The 26509-nt window shown below is 35.2% G+C and carries 13 protein-coding genes; all 13 read right to left on the bottom strand.

The genetic code is table 11. The annotated features are described in order from the left end of the window. Positions 1-32: 32 nt before the first annotated feature. The 13 genes from nagB to RB618_RS14790 all read right to left on the bottom strand — a co-directional run bounded on the left by nagB (position 33) and on the right by RB618_RS14790 (position 26405). Positions 33-1946 (bottom strand): glucosamine-6-phosphate deaminase, encoded by a 1914-nt coding sequence (gene nagB / locus RB618_RS14850; RefSeq protein ID WP_308069452.1) that lies wholly within the window; start codon positions 1944-1946, stop codon positions 33-35. Positions 1947-2320: 374 nt separating this feature from the next. After that, on the bottom strand, positions 2321-4414 hold the full coding sequence (locus RB618_RS14845) for an alpha-L-fucosidase (protein WP_308069451.1): 2094 nt from the start codon (positions 4412-4414) through the stop codon (positions 2321-2323). Positions 4415-4592: 178 nt separating this feature from the next. Next, positions 4593-5960 carry a hypothetical protein gene (locus tag RB618_RS14840; protein ID WP_308069450.1) on the bottom strand — a complete coding sequence of 456 codons (1368 nt, stop codon included), beginning with the start codon at positions 5958-5960 and terminating at the stop codon, positions 4593-4595. 103 nt (positions 5961-6063) lie between these two features. Then, entirely contained in the window at positions 6064-6708 is a 645-nt protein-coding gene (locus RB618_RS14835) for a Pr6Pr family membrane protein (RefSeq protein WP_308069449.1), read from the bottom strand. Between the two features lie 48 nt (positions 6709-6756). Then, entirely contained in the window at positions 6757-7314 is a 558-nt protein-coding gene (locus RB618_RS14830) for a YdeI/OmpD-associated family protein (protein WP_308069448.1), read from the bottom strand. A 170-nt stretch (positions 7315-7484) separates the two neighbouring features. Continuing rightward, positions 7485-9902, bottom strand: coding sequence for a sugar-binding domain-containing protein (locus RB618_RS14825; RefSeq protein WP_308069447.1), 2418 nt, complete (start codon positions 9900-9902; stop codon positions 7485-7487). A gap of 168 nt (positions 9903-10070) precedes the next feature. After that, positions 10071-13598, bottom strand: coding sequence for a malectin domain-containing carbohydrate-binding protein (locus RB618_RS14820; protein WP_308069446.1), 3528 nt, complete (start codon positions 13596-13598; stop codon positions 10071-10073). A 256-nt stretch (positions 13599-13854) separates the two neighbouring features. Continuing rightward, a complete protein-coding gene (locus RB618_RS14815; RefSeq protein ID WP_308069445.1) occupies positions 13855-16584 on the bottom strand; it encodes a glycoside hydrolase family 20 zincin-like fold domain-containing protein in 2730 nt (909 codons plus the stop codon). 152 nt (positions 16585-16736) lie between these two features. Further along, on the bottom strand, positions 16737-17621 hold the full coding sequence (locus tag RB618_RS14810; protein WP_308069444.1) for a TIM barrel protein: 885 nt from the start codon (positions 17619-17621) through the stop codon (positions 16737-16739). A 249-nt stretch (positions 17622-17870) separates the two neighbouring features. Next, positions 17871-19016 carry a sialidase family protein gene (locus RB618_RS14805; RefSeq protein ID WP_308069443.1) on the bottom strand — a complete coding sequence of 382 codons (1146 nt, stop codon included), beginning with the start codon at positions 19014-19016 and terminating at the stop codon, positions 17871-17873. Between the two features lie 143 nt (positions 19017-19159). Then, positions 19160-21910, bottom strand: a complete 2751-nt coding sequence (locus RB618_RS14800) for a glycoside hydrolase family 78 protein (RefSeq protein WP_308069442.1) — start codon at positions 21908-21910, stop codon at positions 19160-19162. Positions 21911-22096: 186 nt separating this feature from the next. Beyond that, positions 22097-23665, bottom strand: a complete 1569-nt coding sequence (locus RB618_RS14795; RefSeq protein ID WP_308069441.1) for a glycosyl hydrolase family 65 protein — start codon at positions 23663-23665, stop codon at positions 22097-22099. A 289-nt stretch (positions 23666-23954) separates the two neighbouring features. Beyond that, positions 23955-26405, bottom strand: coding sequence for a glycoside hydrolase family 95 protein (locus RB618_RS14790; protein WP_308069440.1), 2451 nt, complete (start codon positions 26403-26405; stop codon positions 23955-23957). Positions 26406-26509: the final 104 nt, after the last annotated feature.

The following is a 26509-nucleotide window of genomic DNA, read 5'->3' as shown; positions in this document are numbered from 1 at the left end:
ATAGTCTATTATTTTTATTGCTGCAAAAGCACTTAGAAATGATAACGTTTAAACGCCTCGATAGCCGAATAATCTGCTAATCCTAAGCTGTGGTATTTTTCTGCAGTCAATCTGTTTCTGTCTTCAACTCGCACCCAAAACTCCCGGCTGTCATCACCTTGAAACATAACGCCGTCTTTTTGAGACTGGTGATAAAAAATAGCATGTCGTTTCTTTAAAACTTGGTCAGGACTCATTGGTACTGCCATATCAATTTGGTATGATTCCCATTCATGCCAAGCACCTCTGTAAAGCCAAACCCAGCAATCATTCATAAAGCTTTCTTGTTTTAATCTTTTCAAAGCTTCAAACAAACTGTCCAAACACACTTTATGAGTTCCGTGCGGATCTGCCAAATCTCCTGCGGCATAAATTTGATGCGGTTTTATTCTTTCAATAATAGCAGACATAATGTCGATATCTGCATCTGAAAGATTATTCTTTTTCACCGTTCCTGTTTCATAAAACGGAAGATCTAAAAAGTGTACATTAGAATCTGGCAAACCTAAATAACGTGTCGCGCCAAAAGATTCACTTCTTCTAATCAATCCTTTTAGTTTTCTTACTTCAGGCGAATCAATCTCATTTCCCGATCTGTTCTGAAGAAATTCTATTAATTTATCAGACATTCTAGAATGTGGATTCAATGCTTTTGAGATCTCAGCAAATTTCAATGCCTCTTCATTTGAAACGGCAATATTTCCTGATGTCTGATACGCCACATGCACTTCATGTCCCTGTTCTATCAAACGGTCAAAAGTTCCTCCCATCGAAATCACATCATCATCTGGATGCGGGCTGAAAATGATAATTCTTTTCTTTTCCGGCGTGGAACGCTCCGGTCTGTAGGTATCATCTGCATTGGGTTTTCCGCCCGGCCATCCCGTGATGGTTTGCTGCATTTTATTAAACATTTTAATGTTCAAATCGTATGCAGTTCCTTCCTCCGTCAAAAGACTCGACATTCCGTTGTCGTTATAATCTTTATCAGTCAGTTTCAGGAAAGGTTTCTTAGTTAACTCACTCAACCAAGCCACCGCTTTTAATTTTAATTCGTCAGTCCAAACACAAGATTTAACCAGCCAAGGCGTTTTAACTCTTGTCAATTCAGATGAAGCTTCTGTATCTAGAACAAATGTTGTGTTGTTGTGCTCTTGCAAATACGTAGCTGGAACGTGCGAAGAAATTTCTCCTTCGATTGTATTTTTTATAATTCCTGCTTTACTGATTCCCCAGCCAAGCAAAACAATTCTTTTTGCATTTCTAACGGTTCCAATACCCATTGTAATGGCTTTTCTAGGAACATTATCAATTCCTAAAAAAGAAGAAGCCGCATCGACTCTGGTAATATGATCTAGCGTAATGCTTCTTGTCCCTGAATTCACATGCGAACCAGGTTCATTAAACCCGATATGTCCCGTTCTTCCAATTCCTAAAAGCTGAAAATCTAATCCTCCGTAAGAGATAATTTTCATCTCGTAATCAATACAATATTGCTGCAATTCCTCGGCACTTACCTGCCCATCTGGAATATTGATATTTTCTGGAAGAATATTGACATGATTGAATAAATGCTCATGCATAAAATGATAATAACTCTGAATATCATTTTTATCCATCGGATAATATTCGTCCAAATTGAAAGTAACGACATTAGCAAAACTAAGCCCTTCCTCTTTGTGCATTCTAACCAGTTCTTCGTAAACTTTGATAGGAGAAGATCCTGTAGCCAAACCTAAAACGCAAGGTTCGTTCAGCTCATTCTTTCTCTGAATTAAATTGGCAATTTCTCGAGCGACCAATAAAGAAGCTTCTTGCGATGATTCGAAAATAACATTATGAATTTTCTCAAAACGAGTCTCTTCAAATTTCCCTGCTTCCCTAAAACCTATATCTTCTTTAATCATTTGCCTTGCCATTTAATTACTAAGATAAAAGTAGAATTATATTATCCGCTTGTACTAAAAATTCGACTAATAACGGCTAAGCTTCGGCAAAAGACAAAATAGGACAGTTTCAAAAAAGCAACTCCTTTTTTTATATGCTTCGGAGAAGCTTAATATTTATAGAAATAATCAACGATTACAAAATCAAAGCTCCAGCAGAGCGACATATTTTTCTACAATCGTATTATATGTCGCTCCGCTGGAGCTTTCTTCATTTCCTTTATGGTAATCTATAAATATTTCACCCCTCCGAGGTTTTAATGTAGAACATAATCTTATAAATATTCCAATATCGGCTCTTTTTAAAACAATTTTGTTTTCCCAAAAAAAGACTTTTATTCCACAACTCCAATTTCAGCTATCGAAACTGTTTGTGCTTTTCCGACCGCAGCTGTCGCGACAAATTTCAAAAATCTTGCTTTTACTGCAGAAAAACTCTTTACTTGTTCAATTGGGTTATGTTTAATATTTGAAAATTCTCCTTCTGATTGTTTGTCCCAATAAAAACTATCTACACTTGTATACAATTCATAATTTGAAATCAAATTTAAATTGTTACCAACCTGCTGTGGCGTATAAGTAAAACCTTTAATACTGATCAATTCTCCCATATCAATAACAACACTTTGTGGCAGTTTGTTTTCTTCGTTTCCAAAACTCCAATCTGTATTCGCATTTCCGTCAATAATTTTTTCAACCGAATTACTATCACCGCTCGAAACCGAAATTACTTTCCATTTCTCTTTAGAAACACCATATTTTGCCGACTTTATGCCACTGTTGATTTTCTCTTTAGCATTTCTTGAAATAGCTTTAATTTCTACTTCTTTATTATATACGAATGGTGCTTTGTATAAAGTGCTTTTTTCAGTAGGCGTCTTTCCATCTAAAGTGTAATAAATAGCATTTCCTTCTTCCGATTTAATTGTAACTAAACCATTTTTATCTCTAAGAATTTGTGGCTCTTTTACAAAAGTCGGCGCATTGTAAGCTTCGATTGTACTGATTACAAATCCCGATTTTGCATCCAATACATTTACTCTAAGTGCCGAAGCCGTAACGCGATCTAAACGCAAAATTCTTTTGTAGCCAATAGTAGTTTCATTGGCAATAGTTTTCCATTGTCCGTCCACTTTTACTTCAATAGAAAACGCTTTTACACGCTGACCCAATTTAATATATTCTTGAAGTAAAATTCTATTGATTGCTGTTGGCTTTTTAAACGTAAATTCAACTGTAGCCTGTTTTACTTTATCGTCTGTTGCCCAATACGTATTTTTATTTCCGTCAATAACATTTTGCGGACCGAAATTAGAATCGTTTGCACGAATGTTTGAAGCCTGAACCTGAGTTCCTGCTAGTAATTCTGTTTGGAAATCGGCTTTAATTGTCGCAACCAATTCTTTCAATCTTGCTTCGTCATTTTCATGAACCAAACCGCGAGTATCAACTGGAAGATTTAATAATAAAGTCGCATTTCGTCCAATCGATTCGTAATAAATATCAACCATTTCGTCAAGCGAACGAACCTTATCGTCTTCAACTGAATGATAAAACCATCCCGGTCTTATAGAGACATCAGCTTCTCCCGGAACCCATTTTTCTCCGTCTTCGTGTCCAGACATAAATTCGGTATAATGCACTTTTCCAGCCAATTCATCTTTCTGGCGTAGTAGCGACCAATTGGTTTTTCCTGCACGACCTTCTTCATTTCCAATCCATCTTGCTTCAGATGGTCCAACGCCCCAAACTAAAGTTTTTGGCGCGATATCGTAAATTAATTTATAGGTTTCATCCCAATTATAATAAGTCAGCGAATTGATTTTTCTAGTTTCATTTGCACCGCCATAATAACCGTCCCCACCATTTGCACCATCAAACCACATCTCGAAAACGTCTCCGTAATTCGTCAATAATTCTTTTAACTGATTTCTGAAATACGTGATATATTCAGGCTTGCCGTATTGCGGGTGATTTCTATCCCAAGGTGAAAGGTATAAACCTAATTTTAAATCATATTCTTTGCAAGCTGCGGCCAATTCTTTGACCAAATCACCTTTTCCGTTTTCCCAAGGCGAATTTTTTACAGAACGTTCTGTATATGCTGAAGGCCAAAGACAAAAACCATCGTGGTGTTTGGCAACCAGAATAATTCCTTTCATTCCCGCTTCTTTTACCACACGCGCCCACTGACGAACATCTAACTGCGACGGATTAAAAAGTTCCGGAGATTCGTCTCCGTAACCCCATTCTTTATTGGTAAATGTATTAAGCGAAAAATGCACAAAAGCATAAAATTCCATTTCCTGCCAATCGATTTGTTTTTGTGTTGGAAACGGTCCAAAAGGCTTTGGAGCATTCGTCAATTCCTGACTTGAAGCACTAGAAATTACACCAAAAAGACATAAGGAAAGAAATATTTTTTTCATTGCTGATTTGCTTTAAAATAGTCTATAAAGCATAAATGTACTATAAATTGATTTTTTGATATACAGAATTTCGACCAACAACAGATTTCACAGCGCTATGGGTTTTAAATGTACTTATTTAAGAAATTTAATTTCTTTTTATCATTGCAGAATAAAAAACAATGAAAACTTTATTTTTCTAATCGCCACCGCATCCACCACAGCCACCGCCACAAGAACTTCCACAAGAACTTCCGCAAGAAGAACTGCCAGATCTTGAGTTATCAGAATTGTTGGTACTACTATTATCATTAGTTATTGGAATAAAGAAACTCGAAAGCACTACATTTCCATATAGAAAATACTTCCACTCCCAATTATCTTCAACCTTATTGTTTATTTTAATTTCCTTTTTTAAAGCAGACGGAATAACCTTTGAGAACATCAAATTTATAATTCCACTTACATAGCCAATAGAAATTAACACTATAGGAATAATAGCAAATATCAAAAACATTACAGGTTTATCTCTCCAAATTCCGGTAAATAATCTGCTAAATATAATAGTTAGAAATAATCCCAAAACTATCATTGCCGAAATAACAATAGAAGCAAATCCTTTTGAAGCAATAATTCTGTTTCTAATTCTATAAGTAGCTTTTTGTATTTGTTCAAAAATCGGTTTTTGCATCACAGCATGACACAGTTGCCTGTAAGGCATCGGGTCAAAATCTTTCATGATTTCGATTACGCAATTTTCATACTTATTTTTCCCAAAACTTTCATCAATTAATTCTAATCTGTCGTTTGTTAAGATTCTTATTTTTTTATTCTGAATCAGATTATTAACTACACCGTCTACCACCTTTTCCAACTTATCTTCTTTAAAGAAAACCAACTCAAAAGCAGTAAGATTTTGAACAATTGGGTTTGATTTAACTTCATCAAATAAAGAAAAAAAACTTCTTCTTATATAAAATTCCAATAATATAATAATGAGAAAAAACAATATAAAATAACCAATCAAAAAATCGGGGTTTTTAATTTTTATTAAAAGAGGATAAATCAATAAACAAACTGGAATAGAAGCGATTATAGCATACTTTAAAAATCCTTTTTTAACTTTTAAAATATCGAACTTGCTTTTTTCAAGTTCTAACGAGTCCAATTCATTATTATAATGCCAAACATACAAAGGCTGGATTCCAAAATTAATTTCATATAACTCCTTAGTGCGTTCTTTTGCTTTATGAAATTTTTCAAACTCGGATTTATTATGAGTTGATGGAATATGTTCTATTCTTTTACCTAAAAGATCGCAAAAATCGGTATATGAATTGGTAAAAATTAAATGCTGATGCCAGACAATATCAACTATTCCTGAAGGAGAAACCATTTCATTCTGGGTTGCAGCCAGAAACATGAATTTCTTATATTCTAATAAAGCAGTTTGAGTAAAGTATAATGTCCAATGATTTTCGAGTGCTAATCTTGTAGAAAATCCGTATTGGTCGATTGCATTATCAAAATTAAAATCCTGAACTTTTTCCCAAAGAATGTTATTCATAAAGACATTTTTAATCATTGAATTTACCTCAAATATAATTGGTAATTTTTGTCTTCCAAAGCTTTTGAAATTTTAAAAATAAGAAATCTCATTTACAGATAATTTATACTCTTTTAATTCTCGTTTTTGAAATTAAAATCAAAATCACGGACAAAACCACAAAAGAGATTAAAACAAATATCCCATTTATAAGCGCTGTTTGCAACCCGAGTTTTGTAACGTCTATAAAAGGATAAGGATAAAAACTGGAAATAAAACCGTGGAATATGGTATAAATCATATAAATAATCGGGTAAACCAACCAAAGCCAAATGGTCTTAAAAGAGATTTTTTCTGGACTTACAAAAAACAGCCAGAAAAAGAAAAATAAAACAGGAACAACAGTATGGAAAATTTCACTTACAATGCGATGATGTCCTTGCAAATCTAGAATTGGGCGAAGGAGCACATTAAAAACAATTCCGACAATTAAAATGTAAACTGTTATCCCAGTGATTGTAGTACATTTTTTGAAAAAAGCATTTGACTTACTTTTACCGCCAAATAACAACAAAGCACTGCAAAGAAAAACGATCGTATTGGTCGTAATAGTAAAGAAACTAAAAAAACGAACTGCTGCGCTGAAAAAAGTAAATTCAGGATTTTTTAGAAGCAAATAAAACTGTACAGGCAAGCCATATAATTCTAGGGCAAAAATAATACCCAGCAAAATCTCCCCTTTAATTGTTGTGGTATTTTCTTTTTCCATATTTCACTAAAAGTCAGATCACTAAAATAACGATTTTATTCGAAATATTTATAGTACTCTTTTCTGTTTTTCGCTCTCTACAATAGTTTTTTCAAGTCTTGAAAGCTGTGTTTTTTCTTGTTTGGCACTCATAATCCAATGAATCATAACTTTCTTGTATGAAGGCGATTGCTTCTCAAAAAACTCCCATGCGGTTCTGTTGCTTTTAAACTCTTTTTCATACGATTCCAAAAGCGGAACTGGTTCTTTTTCGTGCGAATAAATCTTAGACTTATTTTCGGTTCTAAAACTAAACGCTTTTAAACCAGCATCGGTCATTAAACCCGCTTTTGTTAAATCTTCTATCTTTTGAATATTAATGGCACTCCAGATACTTGAAGGTTTTCTCGGCGTAAAACGAATTGTATAACTTTCTGCATCAATAGATTTTCTAACACCATCAATCCAGCCAAAACAAAGCGCCTGATCAACCGATTCTGACCAACTCATAGAAGGTTTTTTGCTTGTAACTTTATAAAAACCTACCAAAAATTCTTTTTCGCCTTTGTGGTTTTTCTCTAGCCATTTTCTAAAATCGTTCTGATCTGCAAAAAAAGTAGGTGTCATTTGTTTTTTTTTTATAAATGTATAAAAGAATCTCGCAAAGTCGCAGAGACGCAAAGTTTTTAATAAAAATAAACCATATAAGTTATGTAAGTTCAATTAAGTAAAAACTTAAAATCGCTTACATAACTTATATGGTTAAAAAAACTTTGTGACTTCGTAACTTTGCGAGATTAATTCACTTTAACTTCAATTGTTGAAGCTTGCAAATTTTGAGTTGTCGCCTTCAACTTGATATTTTCTTTTTTCCCATTCGACTGAATTATCACAATACATTTCCCATTAAACAATTTACAAGAATTGGCTTTAAAAGAATCCAAATTGGCCTGATAACCATTATCAACCCCAACTAATTTTCCTCCACCACTTACTTCAAAATTGATTAAATCCATTGCGTTTGGTACTAAATTTCCGTCTTTATCCAACATTGAAACCGTAACGTAAACCAAATCGTAAGTATCATTTTTGATTGTAGTTTTTTCAGCTTTTAAATCAATTTTAGAAGCTTCTCCAGCGGTATGAATTTCTTTCTCTAAAACTACATTTCCATTCTTTCTTGAAATTGCTTTTAATGTTCCCGGTTCAAATTTTACACGCCAAGAAATATGCAAATCATCATTTTGTTTTGATTTCTTTCCTAACGACTTTCCGTTTAGGAATAATTCCACTTCATCAGCATTATTATAATACGCCCAAACTTCAACTTCTTGATCTTTTTTCCAGTTCCAATGTGGTAAAATATGCAGAACCGTTTTGTTCGACCATTCGCTTTGGTACATATAATACACATCTTTTGGAAGTCCAGCTAGATCAACAATTCCGAAATACGAACTTCTTGCAGGAAATGGGTACGGATCAGGTTCTCCGATATAATCGAATCCTGTCCAGATAAAAGTTCCAGCCATGAAATCCTGTTTTTTGATCGTTTTCCAGTTTTCTTCGTGCGTTGCTCCCCAATACGATTTTACCTGATCGTAAGCCGAAACTGTCCAATCGGCATTTCCGTCAAATGCAGCGCCATGTTTTGTTGGCCACGCTTTAATTCCATCAGGAAAATCATAGTGTCCGCGCGTTTCTAAAGCCGAAACACTTTCTGAAGCTAATATTTTTTGCCCTTTAAATTTAGTTGGGAAATCTTTATAATCTTCGTGTTTGTAATTGAATCCCAATAGATCCAAAGCTCCCGATTGGTAAATGAAGTTTTTCTCAATTACATTTTCGGTCAAAGCCGAAGTTACTGGACGAGTTGTGTCTAGTGATTTTACAATTTTAGCTAATTCTCTGGTAATCGCGATTCCAGTTGAATCAAACTGTTCTCTGATTTCGTTCCCAATACTCCACATCATAACTGAAGGATGATTACGATCTCTTTTGATAAAATCTTCTAAATCCTGTTTGTGCCAAGCATCCCAATCTTTATGGTAATCGTTGGTTACTTTTTTCTTTTTCCAAACGTCGAAAGCTTCATCCTGAACAATGAATCCCATTTCGTCGCACAATTGCATCATTTCCAAAGAATGCGGATTATGAGACATTCTAATAGCGTTGGCTCCCATTTCTTTCATCAAAGTCAGTTTCCTACGAACGGCATGAATATTTTCAATCGCACCCAAAGCGCCATTATCATGATGCAGACAAACGCCGTAAATTTTAGTTGGAACACCGTTTAATGAAAATCCTTTTTCTGAATCGAAATTGAAGTATCTAAAACCAAGCGGTGTTTCATAGGTATCAATTAAAGTTGAGCCATCATAAACTTTAGTGCTTATTTTATATAAATATGGATTTTCTGTATCCCAAAGAATTGGGTTTTCCATATTGATATTCTGTCTAACTTGTAATATTGAATTTGCAGGAATATTTCCATCGGAAATTCCTTTTGCTACTTCAATATTGTTTTTATCTAAAACTGTCGAGACTAACTTAAAAAGTTTATTCTTAGTCAAATCATTCTTAACGTCAATATCAATATCAACAACAGCTTTTTCTTTAGAAATAATTCTTGTAGTTACATAAGTTCCCCATTTTGCTACATGAATTTTATTAGTTGCAACTAAACGTACATTTCTATAAATCCCTGAACCTGTATACCATCTTGAATTCGGTTGTGCATCGTTATCAACTTTTACGGCAATCGTATTTAATTTTCCAAAGTTTAAATATTGCGTCAAGTCATATCCAAAAGAAATATAACCATTTGGGCGAACTCCTAATGATTTTCCATTAATGAAAACTTCACTGTTCTTAAAAACACCATCAAATTCAATCGAAACTGTTTTGTTTTTCCAATTTGCAGGAATAGTAAAAACTTTACGATACCAGCCTTTTCCAGCCGATAAAAATCCTTGTGCTTGTTTGGTTTTGGCATCTTTATCAAAAGCGCCTTCAATACTCCAATCGTGAGGCAATTGAAGTGTTCTCCAATCTAATACATTGAAATTAGCATTTATCGCATCAGGATAATCTCCTAATTTGAAGTTCCAATTTTTATTGAAATCTTCTACAATTCTGGCTTGCTTTTGCGCAAAAACTGATACTGAAAACAATAAGGTAATTGTAATTTTTTGAAATATGTTTTTATGTTTGATCATAAATATGTTTTTTATTCTAATTGTATTTTTCTGTAGAGACGCACTGCAGTGCGTCTAACACACAGTATGGACAATTGGAGCGTAGACGCACTGCGGTGCGTCTCTACAATGCAATCCTAATTAAACCTCTCTTCCTTTGTCACTCTGCCTCTTTGAACCTCAAAAAACTTACTGAAATTCGAAATTGTCCAACATTAATCCCTTCAAATCATCACCTTCCAACGTAATTTTATATGTTCCTGCATTAATATAACCTCCAGAAGTCGTATTTAAAATCTTCCATTTTTCAGGTGAAGGGAAAAACTCAATCGTGTCATTTCGCATTAAAATTCCGTACGCATCTTCCATTTTGAATTTCACTTTCATTGGAGTTTCATTTCTATTCATAAAACGGAAACGCATTAAATAAATTCCTGCAACTCCGGGTTTTACTTCAAACTCGATGCTGTTGTTTGTCTTTTTTGTGAACTCAATATAATCGGCTTTTTTGAAATTTCCTTTTTCAATTCCAATTCCCGTTGTTTTTGTTTTTTCTGCTTCGATAATTACGACTGGTCTAGAATCGTCTTTTTCGCCCATATCGTAAGTTGGAACTACAGCAATTGTGTTTATGTTTTCCGAATTATCAAAAAGAACTTTCTCGCCTTTCTTTATTTTTTTAGTGAAAACATCAAATGAAGTACCATTACTGTTTTTCGCTTTTTCCTCTATTTTTTTATAGTCCGAAAAACTTGCTGACGTTTTGAATTTAGCATCAGCAAAAACATAAATATCTGAATCTTCTTTTGCAGTAAACGAACCTTTATTTTTAGAATTAGATGAAAACTGTAAATAATCAGCACCAAAAACTTCTGAAGGCAATTCGGTAAAAACAATATCAGAGTCAGAATATTGTTTTGAATTAATATCCAGCCATGAAGCTATTCTGTTGGTTTTATCATAAGAATCTAAAACCAAATTCTGAATGTTTTTTGAAGATTCTGAAGCTGGTCTTGCATGAATGTCTTTTGTCGCAATAGCAATTGCCGAAATAATTGCCTGTGAAGCTTTTACATTTGGAAATGAAATTACAATTTTTCCATTTATACTTTTTACAACAAAAGTTTTCTTTAAAGCGTTGTCGTGTCCTGCTTCTGCCCAAATATCAAAATCTTTTAAAACTACATTTTCATTAATGGCAACATCAAATAAACGCCAGCCTTTGCAGTCCATTCCGCCACCTGTTCCGTACCAAGGTTCTGTAAAATATAATTCTACTAAATATTCTCCGTTTGGTGCAGGAAATTCGTAACGCAGTTTATCAACTCCGTATCTAAAACTTTGAAACAACTCAGGATCTTTTGTACCGTTTATAGGATCGAAAGTTGTTCTCTGACTGGCAAAAAAATCAGGCAGTTTTTCAAAATTATCTGTCCAAGATAAAGAACCCCAACTGTTTTGACCGTTTTTATGTGTATCGGTAAACCAAGTATTTCCAGCAGAATCTGTCAATTCTGAACCTCCGCAATTTACTCTATAAATGTAATTATAACCGCTTTTTGCTTTTGTAATATCAGTTTTATTAGTGATTAAAGCATCAAAATTTGGCGCTTTTGGAAAATTATTTAAAACGATATAATCTTTAGCAACCGCTTTCCCATTTACATAACCAACTACATATAAAACATTGTATTGAATATTGACATTATTAAATTGAAAATGCTGTCCGATTCCTGGATTTTTTAGTTTGCCTAAAGAAGATTTATTTACGTCATTAAACAATTCTACTTCATCACAATTCGAGTAAATATCAATTCCGTTTTTGATTCCCACTTTTTCCCAACGGCTCGGCCAAGTGTGCGAAACAATATATACCATCGGATTGGTTTTGTTTGAAACATAATTCGCTCGGTACATATAAAATGCATCTAAAGGCTCGCCCCAAATCGTAAAAAGTCCTTTGTAATTGACTGGGCCAACTTTATCAATGTCTCTAAAACCTTCTCCATTCTGAACGCGTCCTGGATTTTCATGCGAAGCAAAAAGCCAGTTGAATTGTCCCGCAATTTTATCTTTTACAGATTCGGCTTCTCTAACTTTAATTTCCATTAATTGAGAAAAACGGTTTTCGCTCAAAGTTCCTTTTTGGTCAAATTCTCCTTCGGTGTGTAAATCGGCTGAACGCCATGCGCCATATTCTCCGTTTAATAACTGAGTGGTCATTTCTAAATGGTATTTTAACGGATCTCCGCCATACGTTCCTGACCAGTTTTGAACCACATTCCAATCTGTTCCTTCTCCACCGTTACAAGTTGTTACGATTCTTTGCGATGCAGATAACGGATCCATTTCACGGATAATCTGCGTGCATTCTTCCGCAAATTCCTTCGGAATCGTGCTTTCGTTCTGCAATCCCCACATTACTACAGATGGACTGTTTCTGCGTTCCTTAATCCATTCTCGTAAAAGAGTTTTGAAGTTTTCTTTAAATTCTGGCGTATCGTACCAAATATGTGCCGAAAACTGACTCCAAAACAGGATTCCGTTTTCGTCTAATTCTTTTTGATATAATAAATTATGAGGCTGATGCGCTTCTCTAAAAGCATTAAATCCGCCTGCTTTGATTTGTTCGATTCTGGAATGAATCATTTCATCTGAAAACGAATGACTTTTTCCAATTAAATGTTCGTATTCACAAACGCCATTTATAAAAACAGGTTCATCATTTATGAAAAAACGATTGTCTTTTCCATCTCGACTAACTGGCCAGCTTACCCAGCGAATTCCGTACGAAGTTGTTAACTGATCGATTATTTTTCCGTTTTCGTAAACTGAAGTAACCAATTTATACAAATACGGATTAGATGGCGACCATAATTGTGGATTCTGAATCTCAGGAAGTGTCTGAGCAATTTCTTTTGTTTCTCCCGAATTGATTTTGTTGTTGCTTTTTGTAATCACAACTTTCTTTCCCGAAGCATCCAAAAGAATATTTTCGATGGTTAAATTTCGCTGTAAAGCACTGTAATTCTTGATTTCGGTTGTAGTCTGAAGAATGGCTTTTTGTTTTGAAATCGATTTATCATTCCAGATATGAACCCCAAAAGGCTGAATTCTAACATCGTTTGTAATTACCAAAGCAACTGGTCTGAAAATCCCCATTGGTTGAGAACCTTCAGAAAATCCCCATTCTCCCGAACATCCACCGCAAACCCAAGGTAAATCGGCAATAAAGGATGGATGTGATGCTTTTACTAAAATGATATTTTCTTTGTCGAAAGAAACCGCTTTGGTAATATCAACTGTAAAAGTGGTTCTTCCGCCTTTGTGTTCCCCTATTTTTTTGCCATTTACCCAAACTGTTGCATAGGAACTTACTCCTTCAAAATAAAGGAAATGCTGTTTTGAACTCTCTTTTTTATCAAGTTTTAGCGTTTTTTTGTACCAGGCAGTACCATGTAAATTTCCATGTTTTGTTCTTCTGAAACCATAATACTGATCCCAATTGTGAGGCACACTAACCTTTTGCCAATTGGAATCAGTTTTTGGATTTTCTACAAAATCTTCTTCTTTCAGCGGAAGATTATCCAGTATTACGGTTTCCCAAGACGAATTCAGCGAAATTTCTTTACGAAACTTCCCCGAATCTTTGCTCTGACTCCAAACAAAGCAAAGGCTTGAAAAAAAACAAAAAATAAAAAAAACTATTCTATTCATATTTTCTTATTAAACCATATAAGTAATATAAGGTTATTAAAGTTTTTATTTTACTCCACTTTTTGTCATTTCGACGTAAAGAGACCCGTTAGTAGACCTGACAGGTTTTAAAAACCCGTCAGGTCTAACTTTACGTTTGCGTGAGGGATTGAGGCGGTATCTCCCGATTTAGAAAAACAAGGCTTTTTAGCCGTAGTTTTTGTTAATCGGGAATATAGCCGAAAGCCCGACCCGAAGGGACACGCCCAAATTATTCTCAATAAAACAACCAATCAATGGCTGCTTTTTCTCCTGCATCGATATACCCGACATCACGTGGCGTTATCGTTTGATCTGCATCGATAAAACCTAAAATCAATACTTTTCCTTTTCCTAAATCTAATTTATTCTCCCCCGGCTGGAACGTATACGTATGAATGTTTACACGTGGTAACTCTTTTAAATTCATTGCACTTGCCAGAATCACTTCGGCTTGACCGTGCGCATTTCCTGCTGCATCTGTCTCTAAACTTGGCGGTAATAAAAATCTCTTTTGATCTGAATTGAAATAACCCACCACTAATTTAACGGCTTTTGTATTTCTAAACTTCAAATGGGTTCCTTTTTCATTTTGATCGTTTTCTACGAATGAGAATCCTTTAAGATTTTGAAGCTCTGGAGCAATTTTAGTTAACTCAGAAATATCTGTTCCGTAAACTTTTGTTCCTGTTTTAACTAAATACGTTCCTGGTTTTTCATCGATGAAAGTTACTTCAGCTGGTTTCCAAGGTTTTCCTTCTTTGGTTTCAATTTTACCATCTTTAGAAGATTTTAGCTTCTCTAGATTTCTTTTAAAATTAGCCAATTCACGCTCGTAATGCGGTAACAATTCTGCCCAAGTTTTATTGTTTCCATCATCTCCTCCAATCGGAATTCGACGTTGAGCCGTCTGCATACTGTTGGCATAATAGTACGTATCTTTTGTTAGTTTTACCAATAACTCATAATACTCAATGCTTTTTTCTAAATGAGGCAAAGCTTTATCTAAATCAGTAATATCGTTTGAATAACTGTATCTTAAAACCAATAAAGCGGCTTTTACTTTCTCTGAGAAGAAATCAGCAAAAGCTTTATACGCATGCATATCATTTTTAAGTCTTGCAAATTCTTCTTTATCTTTGGTTACGCTCGCTTCAGCTTTGTCAATAGCTTCAACAGCTAATCTTCCGTGTTCTGTAATTTCAGCAATAATTTGAGTTGGAAGTTCGCCAGAATGCGGTTCTTTGTTCCATTCTTTTTTAGCATATTCTAAAAGCAATTCGCCCGCTGGTCCGCAAGATTCATGGAATCCCGGATAAACTCTCCATTTTGACGGATTCACCAATTGGCTTTCGAACATTCCTAACAATAAAGTCTGACGGTTTCCTTCTGTGATTCCGAAACGTCTTAATGTTTTTGGCGCAATTTCCCCAGTTTCTTCGTACGCTTTTAAAATATTATTTGCTGCTTCTTGAGAAGTTCCGAATTTCGCAGCTAAATCATTATCCCAAAATTTAACTTCTTCTTTTCGATCTCTTTTGCTGTCCCAAGCGTATCTCGCCCAAGCTTTATACCAAATCCAGTCACGATCCATTTCTAATAAACGTTCTCCTGATTTTGTTTTATCTGCCGAATATGGCCAATCCCAATAAGATGCCTGCGGATATAAATGCAGTGCATTTGCGCCGTGAACGCTGTGCATTGCTTTTACGGTTTTCTGAATAAAATCTGGTGAACCATATCTAAAAGGCTCTAAATTGGCCAAAATATGAACATTCTCAATATGAATCGATTTAAGAGCACTCAACTGTTTGTGCGTTTCTCCCCATGGTCCACCCGGCGTGTAAGTTGTTAAAGATTCTCCTGTATATTTACTTTCTGTATAAAGATTTTTATATAGCGGAAGTGATTTTTCCATTACCAGAGGGCCATCGGTATCATGAGAACGAAGAATAATTGGCGGTTCTTCTGTTTTTCCTAACGCTTGTAAACCGTCACGAACACCCGGAATAATCGTTTTGGTAAACCATTCGACATCATCATCAACGGTGTTGATAGCTTCTCCCAAACAAACCATTAATCCAACGTTTGGATATTTTTCAATAAAAGCAGCAATAGATTTTCTTGTATAATCTGATAATAAAGGCGTAATTGGACGAGAACGATCCTGCGTTTTAATCTTGTAATGCTCTGCAAAAGGTTTAGAAACAATAATATTATAAAACATCTGAATTACCCAGATTCCTCTTTTGTTCGCTTCAACCGTTAAGAATTTATAGATTTCTTCATTCTTTTTGAAATCTTCATCACTTACTTCAACCGCAAATGGATAATCTTTTAGTTTTACTAAAGATGCAAAAGGATGTCCGTTCCATAAATACAAAGAGTTCATGCGGTTTTCTACCAGCATATCTAGATATTTAATCCAAAGCGCTTTATCGTAAAACCATGGAAAAGTTTCTGGTGTATATGGATATTCATAAACGTCACGTCCTGGAAGGTAAACTGGTTTTTGCATTCCGATACAAGCGCCTCTAAGCACCATTTCTGGACTATCGTCAATATTGATTTCTGAAGGAAGCTGACCTGAACTTTTAATGCGATCTGCCAATTCAAGCGCGCCGTACAATGTTCCGCTAGCATCTGTACCTTCAATATAAATTACATTATTTTGAGTACGAATTTGAAAGCCTTCTTTCTTGGTTAATTTGCTGTTGTCGATTTTAGCGCTTTTAGCATTTTGTTTCCAGAAATCAGTTCCTTTTTCTCCAATTACAATTACTTTATCTTTTGATTTTTTGAATTTATCAGAAGAAGTTACGCTGAATCCTTTTGTAGTAAGGGTTTCAGATAATTTGGCTGCTCCAAATTTTGCTCTTGGCGAACTCGGATCACTAACTACTGTGATGTTCTGCGCTGTCGCGAAAGAGACGTAAAGACATAAAAAAAGTAATTGTAAATATTTCATAGTATGCTGTTTTTGGGTATTCATTCTAAAAATAATCTGCTAAATCTGCCCGATCTGCGTGAAAAATATCTCTCGCAGATTTAGCAGACTCGGCAGATTTATAGTGAAAAATTGTGTTGTTTAACGATTACATATTGATCACTGTTTATTGTCTAATTCTGGAAAATCTTCTTCAAATAAGCGACGTTAGCTCCATAATTGGCTTTTACATTATGCACTTGCGTTACATCACGAGAACGCTCCACAATTAGCCATCCGCTCCATTTCATTTCATCCAATGTTGCTTTTATTTTAGGCATGTCGATCGCTTTGTCATTTTCTAACCAAAACTGATCGGTGTTTGAAGCGTGAATCTGAGCCACATATTTCTTTCCTAAGATTTTTAATTCTGATGAAATATCTCTTTTATTATCTAAAGCATTCGCAAAATTGAAAGAGCTTTTAATATATTTTGAACCAACCTCGTCTAAAAGTTTTTTCTCTTCTGTGGCACTCAAAGAAGTTTCAATTGCAATTACTCCACCAATCTTCCCCACTTCTTTTCCTGCCCATTGCAATCTCTTGATCACTTCTGGACGTAATTCTGGATTTTTAACTAAATCGGTTTGCGTTCCTAACGGAAGATAAGCCACTTTTACTTTCATGTTTTTCATTGCCTGAATACAATCTGTAATCATTGGTGTGATTTCTCTTGTGGCAAATGACTGTGCATAAAATCCAGACATGGCAATCGAACTGATTCCTACTCCCGTTTCTTTTGATTTATCTAAGAATTTTTGTCTCTCTACAGGATCTCCTAATTTACTGTCAAATGTTGGTCTGTTTCCTAAACCTCCCATATCCAGTTCGATTCCGTCAGCTTTTATTTCAGCTGCTAAACCAAAAGCACCTAATTTTTGTCTTTTTAAAATCATCCAGTCGCAAACTGCAACTTTATATTTTTGCTTTTTATTGGAAGACTGAGCCGTTGCACAGCTATTAAATGTTGTTGATAAAACAACAAGTAGAGCAACAATTAAATTTCTTTTAGATTTCATACTTATATTTTTTTTGCCACAGATTATAAAGATTAAATGGATTAAAAAATCTGCTCGATCTGCTAAATCTGCGTGAAAAAAATTACTCTCACAAATTGAGCAGATTTTAGAGATTAACTAGAATAAAAAATCATTTTAATCCTTTTAATCTGTGGCTTTATATTTTTTTGCCACAAATTCCACGAATTTTCACGAATTATTATTTTAAAAAATTTGTGGAAATTAGTGAAATTCGTGGCGAACTTAATTTTACTCTTCTTCTGCTTTTACCGCTGTAACTACTTTTCCTTCGTCGCCTGGCCAGATTCCGTTTTTGATCGGAAGTGCTACCAATTTACTTGGATCCACTTTTACATATTTCAGTTTTTCTCTTCTCCAAGTATACACGATATGCACCATTCCATCTGAACTTTGAATCATTGAAGGATAAGAATATTGGCTGATTTTTGAATCTTCTAAAACTAAAGCAGCGTTCCAGTGAATTCCATCTTTCGAAACCGAAACGTTTAAAGGCGTTCTTGGCCCTTTTGCTTCTTTTCCAGGAGGCAAAACGTGATTATAAACTAATAAATGTCTACCGTCTTTAAGTGTTACGGCATCTGTTCCTGAATTGTTATTTGGAAGTCCGATTAACTCAACATCCGACCAAGTTTTTCCGTTATCTTTTGAGAATGTACTGAAAATCGCTCTGTTTCTAGTTCTTCCGATTGCTTGAATGCTTCCGTCTTTATGAAATAAAATACTTGGCTGAATTGCATTGATTTTTTGTTTTCCTCTTGGTAGCGTATCGCCCATTACCCAAGTTTTTCCGAAATCTGGAGTAGATTCCATACGAAGTCTCCAGCCGTCGCCTTCTATACTTGACGGACATAATAAAGTTCCGTTACTTAATAAAACAGGTTTGTTTTTGATTGGCCCTAAGAAACCGTCTGGCATTTTTTGAGCTTCAGACCACGTTTTTCCACCATCAGATGAAGTTCTGATTACACCCCACCATTCTGATGGTTTTGGTCCTATTTTGTAGAATAACATTAAATCGCCACCCGGAATTTGATATAAAACTGGATTCCAAGTTGGTAATCTCGGTCCTTCTTTCATGACACCGTCGGCAACTTTTACGCCCTCGTTCCAAGTGTCGCTTCCTTTTGGTTTAATGGCTACGTAGATACAAACATCAGGATTTCTTTCGTGAGTTCCTCCAAACCAAGAAGCAACTAAATCACCATTTGTAGCTTCGACGATTGTAATCGCATGACAAGATGGATAAGGCGCTTTATCGTAAACAAATTGATCTACTAAAATTCCTTCTTTCCAAGTCTTTTTCTCTAAAGCCGATTTACAACTTCCTAAAAGGAAAAGTCCAAACAAGACAAATGCTAATTTTGTTATCTTCATTCTTAATTAAATTATGAATTATTTTTTTTGACTATAAATACATACCTAACATTTTTTTAGGTAAAAATATTTAATAAGTGTAAAAATAACACCAAAAAATTAACAATGTATCCTGTACTGTCCCGAATTACTAAAAATGCAGATTATTTAACGCTTATCGCAAAATTTCCTGACGAAAGTATGACAATTATTTGATTTTTTTCTACCGAATAAGTGTAAGAAGTCTTATCCAGCTTCTGTTTATTGATTGAAATAGCTGCAATATCGCTTGACGGAAGATAAACAACAGCAGAAGTATTCGCAGGAATAGTAATATTCCAAACCAAAGCTTTTTTATCCTTTTTCCAGTCACTTTTAATCGTTCCGTAAATCGATTCGTAAGACGCATTTACATAAGTCAATCCCGCACTAAAATCTGGTTTCATGATAATTTGTTTGAAACCTGGATTTTCTGGATTGCTCTTGATTCCCGCCATATTTTCGTAATACCAAATCAGTAAATCGCCTAAAAGCATCACGTGGTTTTGCGAATTCATCGCTGGATCTGCTGTGTTTCCGTTCCATAATTCCCAAATCGTAGTTGCGCTGTTTTCGACCATATAACCCCAGCTTGGATACGTTTTGTTTGAGGCTAATTTGAAAGCCAAATCTCCACGACCAAAATTGGTTAATGTTCGCATTAAAAACTGAGTTCCAATAACTCCTGTACTTACATGACCATTTTTAGTCACTTCCACTTCATGTACCAGATTTTCGAAAACTTTTTGTTTCAATTCTTCTGGAGCCATTCCGAAAGTCAAAGGCAGTAAATTGGCTGTTACGGTATTATTGGCGTAATTGTTTTTGGTTGCATTAAAATATTTAGCGTTGAAAGCTTTTTTGATTCTTGAAGCTAATTCATCATAATGTTTAATGTCATTTTGCGAATTTGCGATTACAGCAAACTTTTTCATGATATTTAAAAGCTGATAATAAAACGCACTCGAAATCAATTCACCATCAGTTAAACGAGAAGGATCTTTCGAACGAATTAATTCCAAAGATTCTGGCGGAACACACCAATCGCCGTATTTGTCTTTGGTCATAATATCATCAACCAAATAATTTTCTTCCATGTAATCCATCCATTTTTTCATAGACGGATATTGTTTTTCCACTACTTTTTTGTCGCCAAACTGCTGATACAGCATATCTGCAACAGTAATATAAGTTCCCGGCCAAGTCACATTATCTCCATAATAACGCCAAAAAGCTGGTGCCACATCTGGAATTCCCCCATCAATAGTTTGGGCATTTTTAATATCATCTAACCATTTTGCATACAAAGTCTGATTATCGAATAAAAAACTTTCACCATAAGCTCCGGTAGTTCTATCTCCCAACCAAGGCTGACGCTCATTTCTCTGCGGACAATCGATTGGCATTCCTTTATAATTGCCGCTGATTCCCCACCATGCATTCTTAAAAATCTGATTCATAATTGGGTTTGAAGAATCAAAAGTTCCTGTTGTGACAATGTCATCATAAACGACTTTTCCAACGAAATTTTCTAAAGTCGGTTTTGTTTTGAAACCTGAAATCTCCACAAATCTAAAACCGTGAAAAATAAAACGAGGTTCCCAAACTTCTTCGCCTTCACCTTTTAAAGTATAAATATCAGTTGTTTTGGCATCACGTAAATTCGCAATATATAACGAACCATCTGGTTGTAAAGATTCTGCAAATTTCATAGTGATTTTATCTCCCGAATTTCCTTTCGCTTTCAATTGCAGCCAGCCCACCATATTTTGCCCCATATCCAAAATATAAGTTCCTTTTGGCGTTTGTTTAATTGAAACCGGTTTTACTTCGCGTTTCACTTTCATATTCGCCGACATCTGCCCTTCGTAAAATCCGCCCGGTTCCTGAACATATTCTGCCGAAAGCCATTTTTTATCATTGAAATTAATGGTATTCCAGCCTTTCATTTCTTTACGGGCATCGTATTCTTCACCGTCATATTCGTTGTTGGATAAGATTGGTCCGTCGGTTGTGATTTTCCAAGTATCATCTGTTCTAATAACCTCTTTACTTCCATCTGTATATTCTACAAACAACTGCAAAGCCATTTTCGGATACCCAAAAGTTTTGATTTTATAAGGTTTATAATCCTGACGCATGGTAAAAAAACGTCCGTTTCCTAAAATGGTTCCTAATGCATTTTTCCCTTCTTGCAATTGTGAAGTCACATCAAAAACATTGTATTTTACATTCTTGGTATAATCCGTAGGAACGGGAGCCAAAACCTGATCGCCAATTTTATTTCCGTTAATATACAGCTCGTACAAGCCCATTCCTATGATATAGACCTTGGCACTTTTGACTTTCTTTTTTAAATCGATTTCTTTTCTTAAATACCTCGCTGATAATCGAGAATACTGCGAAATACTATCTCCCTTCGACGTTTTTTCATATCCAATCCATCGTGTCGATTTCCAATCTGCATACGTTAAAATTCCGATGCTGAAATGTGCTGTTTCTTTTGATTGAACTTCGCCTTTATTGGTAAAAACAAGTATTTTCCAATAAACGTCTTGTCTGTCTTTTAACTTTTTTCCGTCATAAATCACATTGACAGATTCGTCGCTTTGTACCTTTCCGCTGTCCCATAAATCTGCATTTCCAGCATTTAATTTTTCTAAAGACGAAGAAGCTAAAATTTGATAATGAGTTTGTTTTACATCATTTATTTCTGCTTTAATTTTCCAGCTCAATCTTGGCTGTAAAACGTCAATTCCTTCCGGATTCGTTAGCATTTCGCATTTTAAATCGCTCACAATGATTTTGGTTTGGGCTTTCGCCGAAATTGTGAAGAGTGAAATGATTAAGGTAAGATGTAAAAAAAACTTTTTCATGGTATTATTTTATTGTCTTTGCGATGATTTTTATTTCACGCAGATTTGGCAGATTTAAGCTGATGTTCATAGATTTTTATTATCATATTTCTAAACAGATTAGAGATCAAAAAAATAAAATCTATTTTAATCTACTCAAATCTGTTTAGAATCTGCGTGAAAAAATTCCGCTCAACGATTCTCAATTTATTCAGAAATTAACTTCTCTAACTTCTCAGAAACCGCAATTTCCTTCCCATTTTTAAAGATTCTAAAACCTTTTCCTTTATTATATTTTTCTCCTGTTTTATCCCAAAGAATGGTAATAATATTGCCATGATACAAAACATTATCCAAACAAAACCAATCCCATTTTTCTTGCGGAATCAACGGATTTACTTCAATCTTTTCATCAGCTCTTGGACGTAAACCTACCAAACCTGTAATCACCAAATCGTTGAAAGTGGAATGATTATAATAACGGCTTCTTTCTCTGTCGCCCATTAACCAATATCCTGTTGTTTCATCTAAATACTCGCCAAGATAAGGTTTTCCTCTATAATACTGCGACTGAACGTACAAATCCATCTGCTTGAAATAATCGGTTTTGCCAACATAATTCTGATTATAATTATTCAGAACATTTGCCAAAGCCGTTAACGTCTGCGAACTTGCAAATGGCCAAATTGCACCGTCCCATTCGCAGGTTCCTGTTCCGTGTGTTCTAAATCTCGGACTTCTTCTTTCTGCTGTTGTCAAACCAAACGGAGCCGAAAATCCTTTTTCATCTTTAATTTGCTCCCAAGCTTTTTCAAATCCTTTGTTTTGCTCTGGAAGATTAAAATACCACGGAATAAATCCGATTGCCTCACGAACTTGTGCTAGTGTATCTTTTTCAGTCAAAGTTTCAAAAAACTCACTTTTTGAATTCCACAATTTCGTTTGTATTGATTGTTGGAGAACAGAAGCTAAAGCTTTATATACTGTTTCCGCAACCTTATCGCCTTTCATTTCAGCCATTTTAGAAATCGCTACAGCATTTCCGTACATATAACTGTTAATCGTTGGTCTTGCATTTTGTACTTTACGTCCGCCGCTTAAGGATTCTTCCATTCCATCTTTTACATCATGTTGCCAAAACAATCCATCTTTACGCTGACGGTCATTTACCCAAACAGCATAATCGGCAACCATGTCTGGGTACAAATCCAATAAGAATTTTTCATCCTTATTCACCAAATAACGATTGTACAAAGCATCGGCTGTCCAACTGCTAAATTTATACAATTTATTCATTGGTTTTCCATCATTTCCTCGATACCAAAGTTTGACATCCTGCTCAATGTATTTAGGATCATGAACCCATCTGAATTCGTTGATATGATGCCCCAAAGCACAACTGATCATATTGTATTTGTCGGCATAGGAACGATCTACCAAAAACTCTGTAATTGCAAATCCTTGCGGTGTATTTTTAATATGTTTTCGAACGCTCCACCATCTGAAATAATAGATTTCCTCAAAATTCTGCTGTGGACATTCAAACAACGGAATATTCTTTTCCATCCAAGCCCAGGCACTGTCATTCGGAATCGCAAATTTTAAGTTTTCATCTTCCATCGTGTTGAAATAATCAACATAATGTTTGAAGTTTTTTTCTTTTAAAATAACCGATTTTCCTTTTTGGGAATGTTCCGCAGTCGATTTACAACCACTATTTACACAAGCGATTACTATTGAAAGTGTTATTATTTTATGTTTAAAATGTTGTAACATATTCTAATTATTATTTTAAAACTAATTCTTTGGGCGTGTCCCTCCGGGTCGTGCTGTCCGTTCCCGCTTTTTTTGTTCGGCTAAAAAAGCCTCACAAAAAAGAGCTCCACTTCCATCACTCACGCAAGAGACCTTTACGTTTTCTCACTCCTGAAAGGTTTCCAAAACCTTGTAGGTATCTTATTTTTAATCGCCAAGTTTATCATTTATACCTACAAGGTTTTAGAAACCTTGCAGGAACGTCCTAACTTTATATTTCCTTATATCACTTATATGGTTTTAAAATATTTTAATTTCCAGTAAAAGTATACGTCTGCCCTGCTTTCATATTCACATCGTAAATATTGTAAATTGGCAATTGCACTTTAGGCAGTTTTGCTTCTTTAGAAATAATTGGTTTCTTCACTTCCACATCGTAAAACAACGGATTCGGATTTTTTCCTTTTGCTTTTTTAAGCGAAGAACCTTTCAATGTATTTTCTACTTTCAATCGACAGTTTCCTCCAATTTTCGAATAGATTTTCAACTCCGAAACTTTATTGTTTTTCCAAGTCATATCAATTACAAAACCACCTCTGGCAACCAAGCCTTTAATGCTTCCGTCTTTCCAAACCGTTGGTAAAGCAGGCAATAAATGAATCGCATCTTCCTGACTCTGCATTAGCATTTCGGCAAAACCGGCTGTGCATCCAAAATTTCCATCAATTTGAAAAGGCTGATGCGCATCTAACATATTTGGATACGTTCCTCCGCCTTTTCTCTGATCTGCGGTTACTAAATGCAATTGATCCTGAATCAATTTATAAGCATGATTTCCGTCCAATAATCTCGCCCATAAATTCACTTTCCAGCCCATAGACCAGCCTGTAGATTCGTCTGTTCTGTAAATCAACGATTGTTTAGCTGCTTCAAATAATTCAGGCGTTTTAATTGGTGAAATCTGATTACTTGGATACAATCCGTACAAATGTGAAACGTGTCTGTGATTGTCTTTTGGATTATCCCAATCGTCCTGCCATTCTTGTAATTGATTATGTTTTCCGACTTTCATTGGAGGCATTTTTGCCAAAGCATCACTTACTTTTTTCACATAAACAGGATCTGGAGAAACCAATGCCGAAGCTTCCATAACATGCGTAAACAAATCAAAAACCAGCTGATTATCCATTGTCGTTCCCGATGCAATTGTCGATTTTCCTGTTCCGCCTGCGTGTGTGTTTTCAGGAGAACTTGATGGCACAACAACTAAATATTTTGTGTTTGGATCAATAACCATGAAATCCAAAAAGAAATCAGCAGCACCTTTCATAATTGGATAAATTTCTGCTAAATATTTTTTATCTCCTGTATATAAATATCTTTCCCATAAATCCTGACAAACCCACGCACCGCCAGTCGGCCACATTCCCGAAGCAGCTGAATCTACTGGAGCAGTTACACGCCAGATATCGGTATTATGATGCAGAACCCAACCATTTGCATTATACATCGTTCTAGCTGTTTCTGCACCAGTTACCGCTAACTCTTTTGCCATTTGTACAAAAGGCTCGTGCATTTCCTGCAAATTGGTTACTTGTGCCGGCCAGTAATTCATTTCGGCATTGATATTTGTCGTATATTTACTGTCCCACGGCGGAGTGACCATGTCGTTCCAAATTCCTTGTAGATTAGCTGGCTGTCCGCCTGGCTGTGAACTTGAAATTAAAAGATAACGTCCAAACTGGAAATACAAACTCGCCAATTGCGGATCAAATTGTTTTGAGAAATCTCGAATTCTTTCGTTTGTTGGTTTCTTAACCAAATCATTTGAACCTAAATCTAAAGCAACTCTGTTGAAGAATTTTTGGTAATAATCAACATGGACTTTCTTTATTGTTTCAAAATCTTTTACTTCGGCTTTCGCTAAATAGTCTTTGCTTTTTGCAATTTCATCTCCCGAAATATCCTGATAGTTTTTGAAGTTGGTTGCAATCGAAATGTATAAAGTCACTTCATCGGCTTTGTTGATACTAAAAACACCGTTGCTGGCATCAATTTCACCACCTTTGTTTTTAGCTGTTAATCGACCTTGAAACTTAACTTTTCCTTTTACGCCTTCAAAGTTAGTTCCAACTCCCGAAAGTATAATCTGGTTTCCTTCTGTCGAAGCAACCGTTTTATCAATCGGACTATTCATGAAAACATTACAGGTAATCTGTCCCGGTTGACTAGCAGAAAGTTTTACTACAATTACCTGATCTGAAAATGCGGTTAGAATTTCTCGTGTAAATTCAACTCCGTTTACTTTGTATTTTACTTTTGCCGTAGCATTACTAATATCTAAATCACGGTAATAATCGGTATATTTTTGATGTCCGTTGAATGAAATATAAACGCTTCCAAAAGTTTGATATGGCATACCGTCATTCGTCTGCGACATGATATCCTGTGTTGCCAAGTCTTGCGCTTCATCAAATTTTCCATCAAAAATTAACTGACGTACAATTGGAAGTGCTTTTATCGATTTAGAATGTGCATTGCTGTTTGGAGATCCTGCCCAAATGGTTTCTTCGTTCAATTGCAAACGTTCTACCGCTGGATCGCCAAAGACCATTGCGCCCAAGCGTCCGTTACCTAAAGGCAAAGCTTCGTTCCAGATTGATGCAGGTTTATCGTACCACAGTTTTAGGTCACTTTGTGCTGTTGCTGTCAAGGAAAAAATTCCAAAACAGATTGCCGTTATTTTAATTTTTAATTTCATATTATATTTTTTTTTGCCACGAATTACACGAATTGGCACTAATTTCTTTTTTAATTTTTATTTCAATTTCTCTAATTTGTTTTGCCACAGATTAAATGGATTAT

The organism is Flavobacterium sp. LHD-85, assembly GCF_030929595.1.
Taxonomy (GTDB): Bacteria; Bacteroidota; Bacteroidia; order Flavobacteriales; family Flavobacteriaceae; genus Flavobacterium.
Note: the sequence above shows the minus strand (reverse complement) of the source record. Positions and strands in the feature narration are given on the sequence as shown.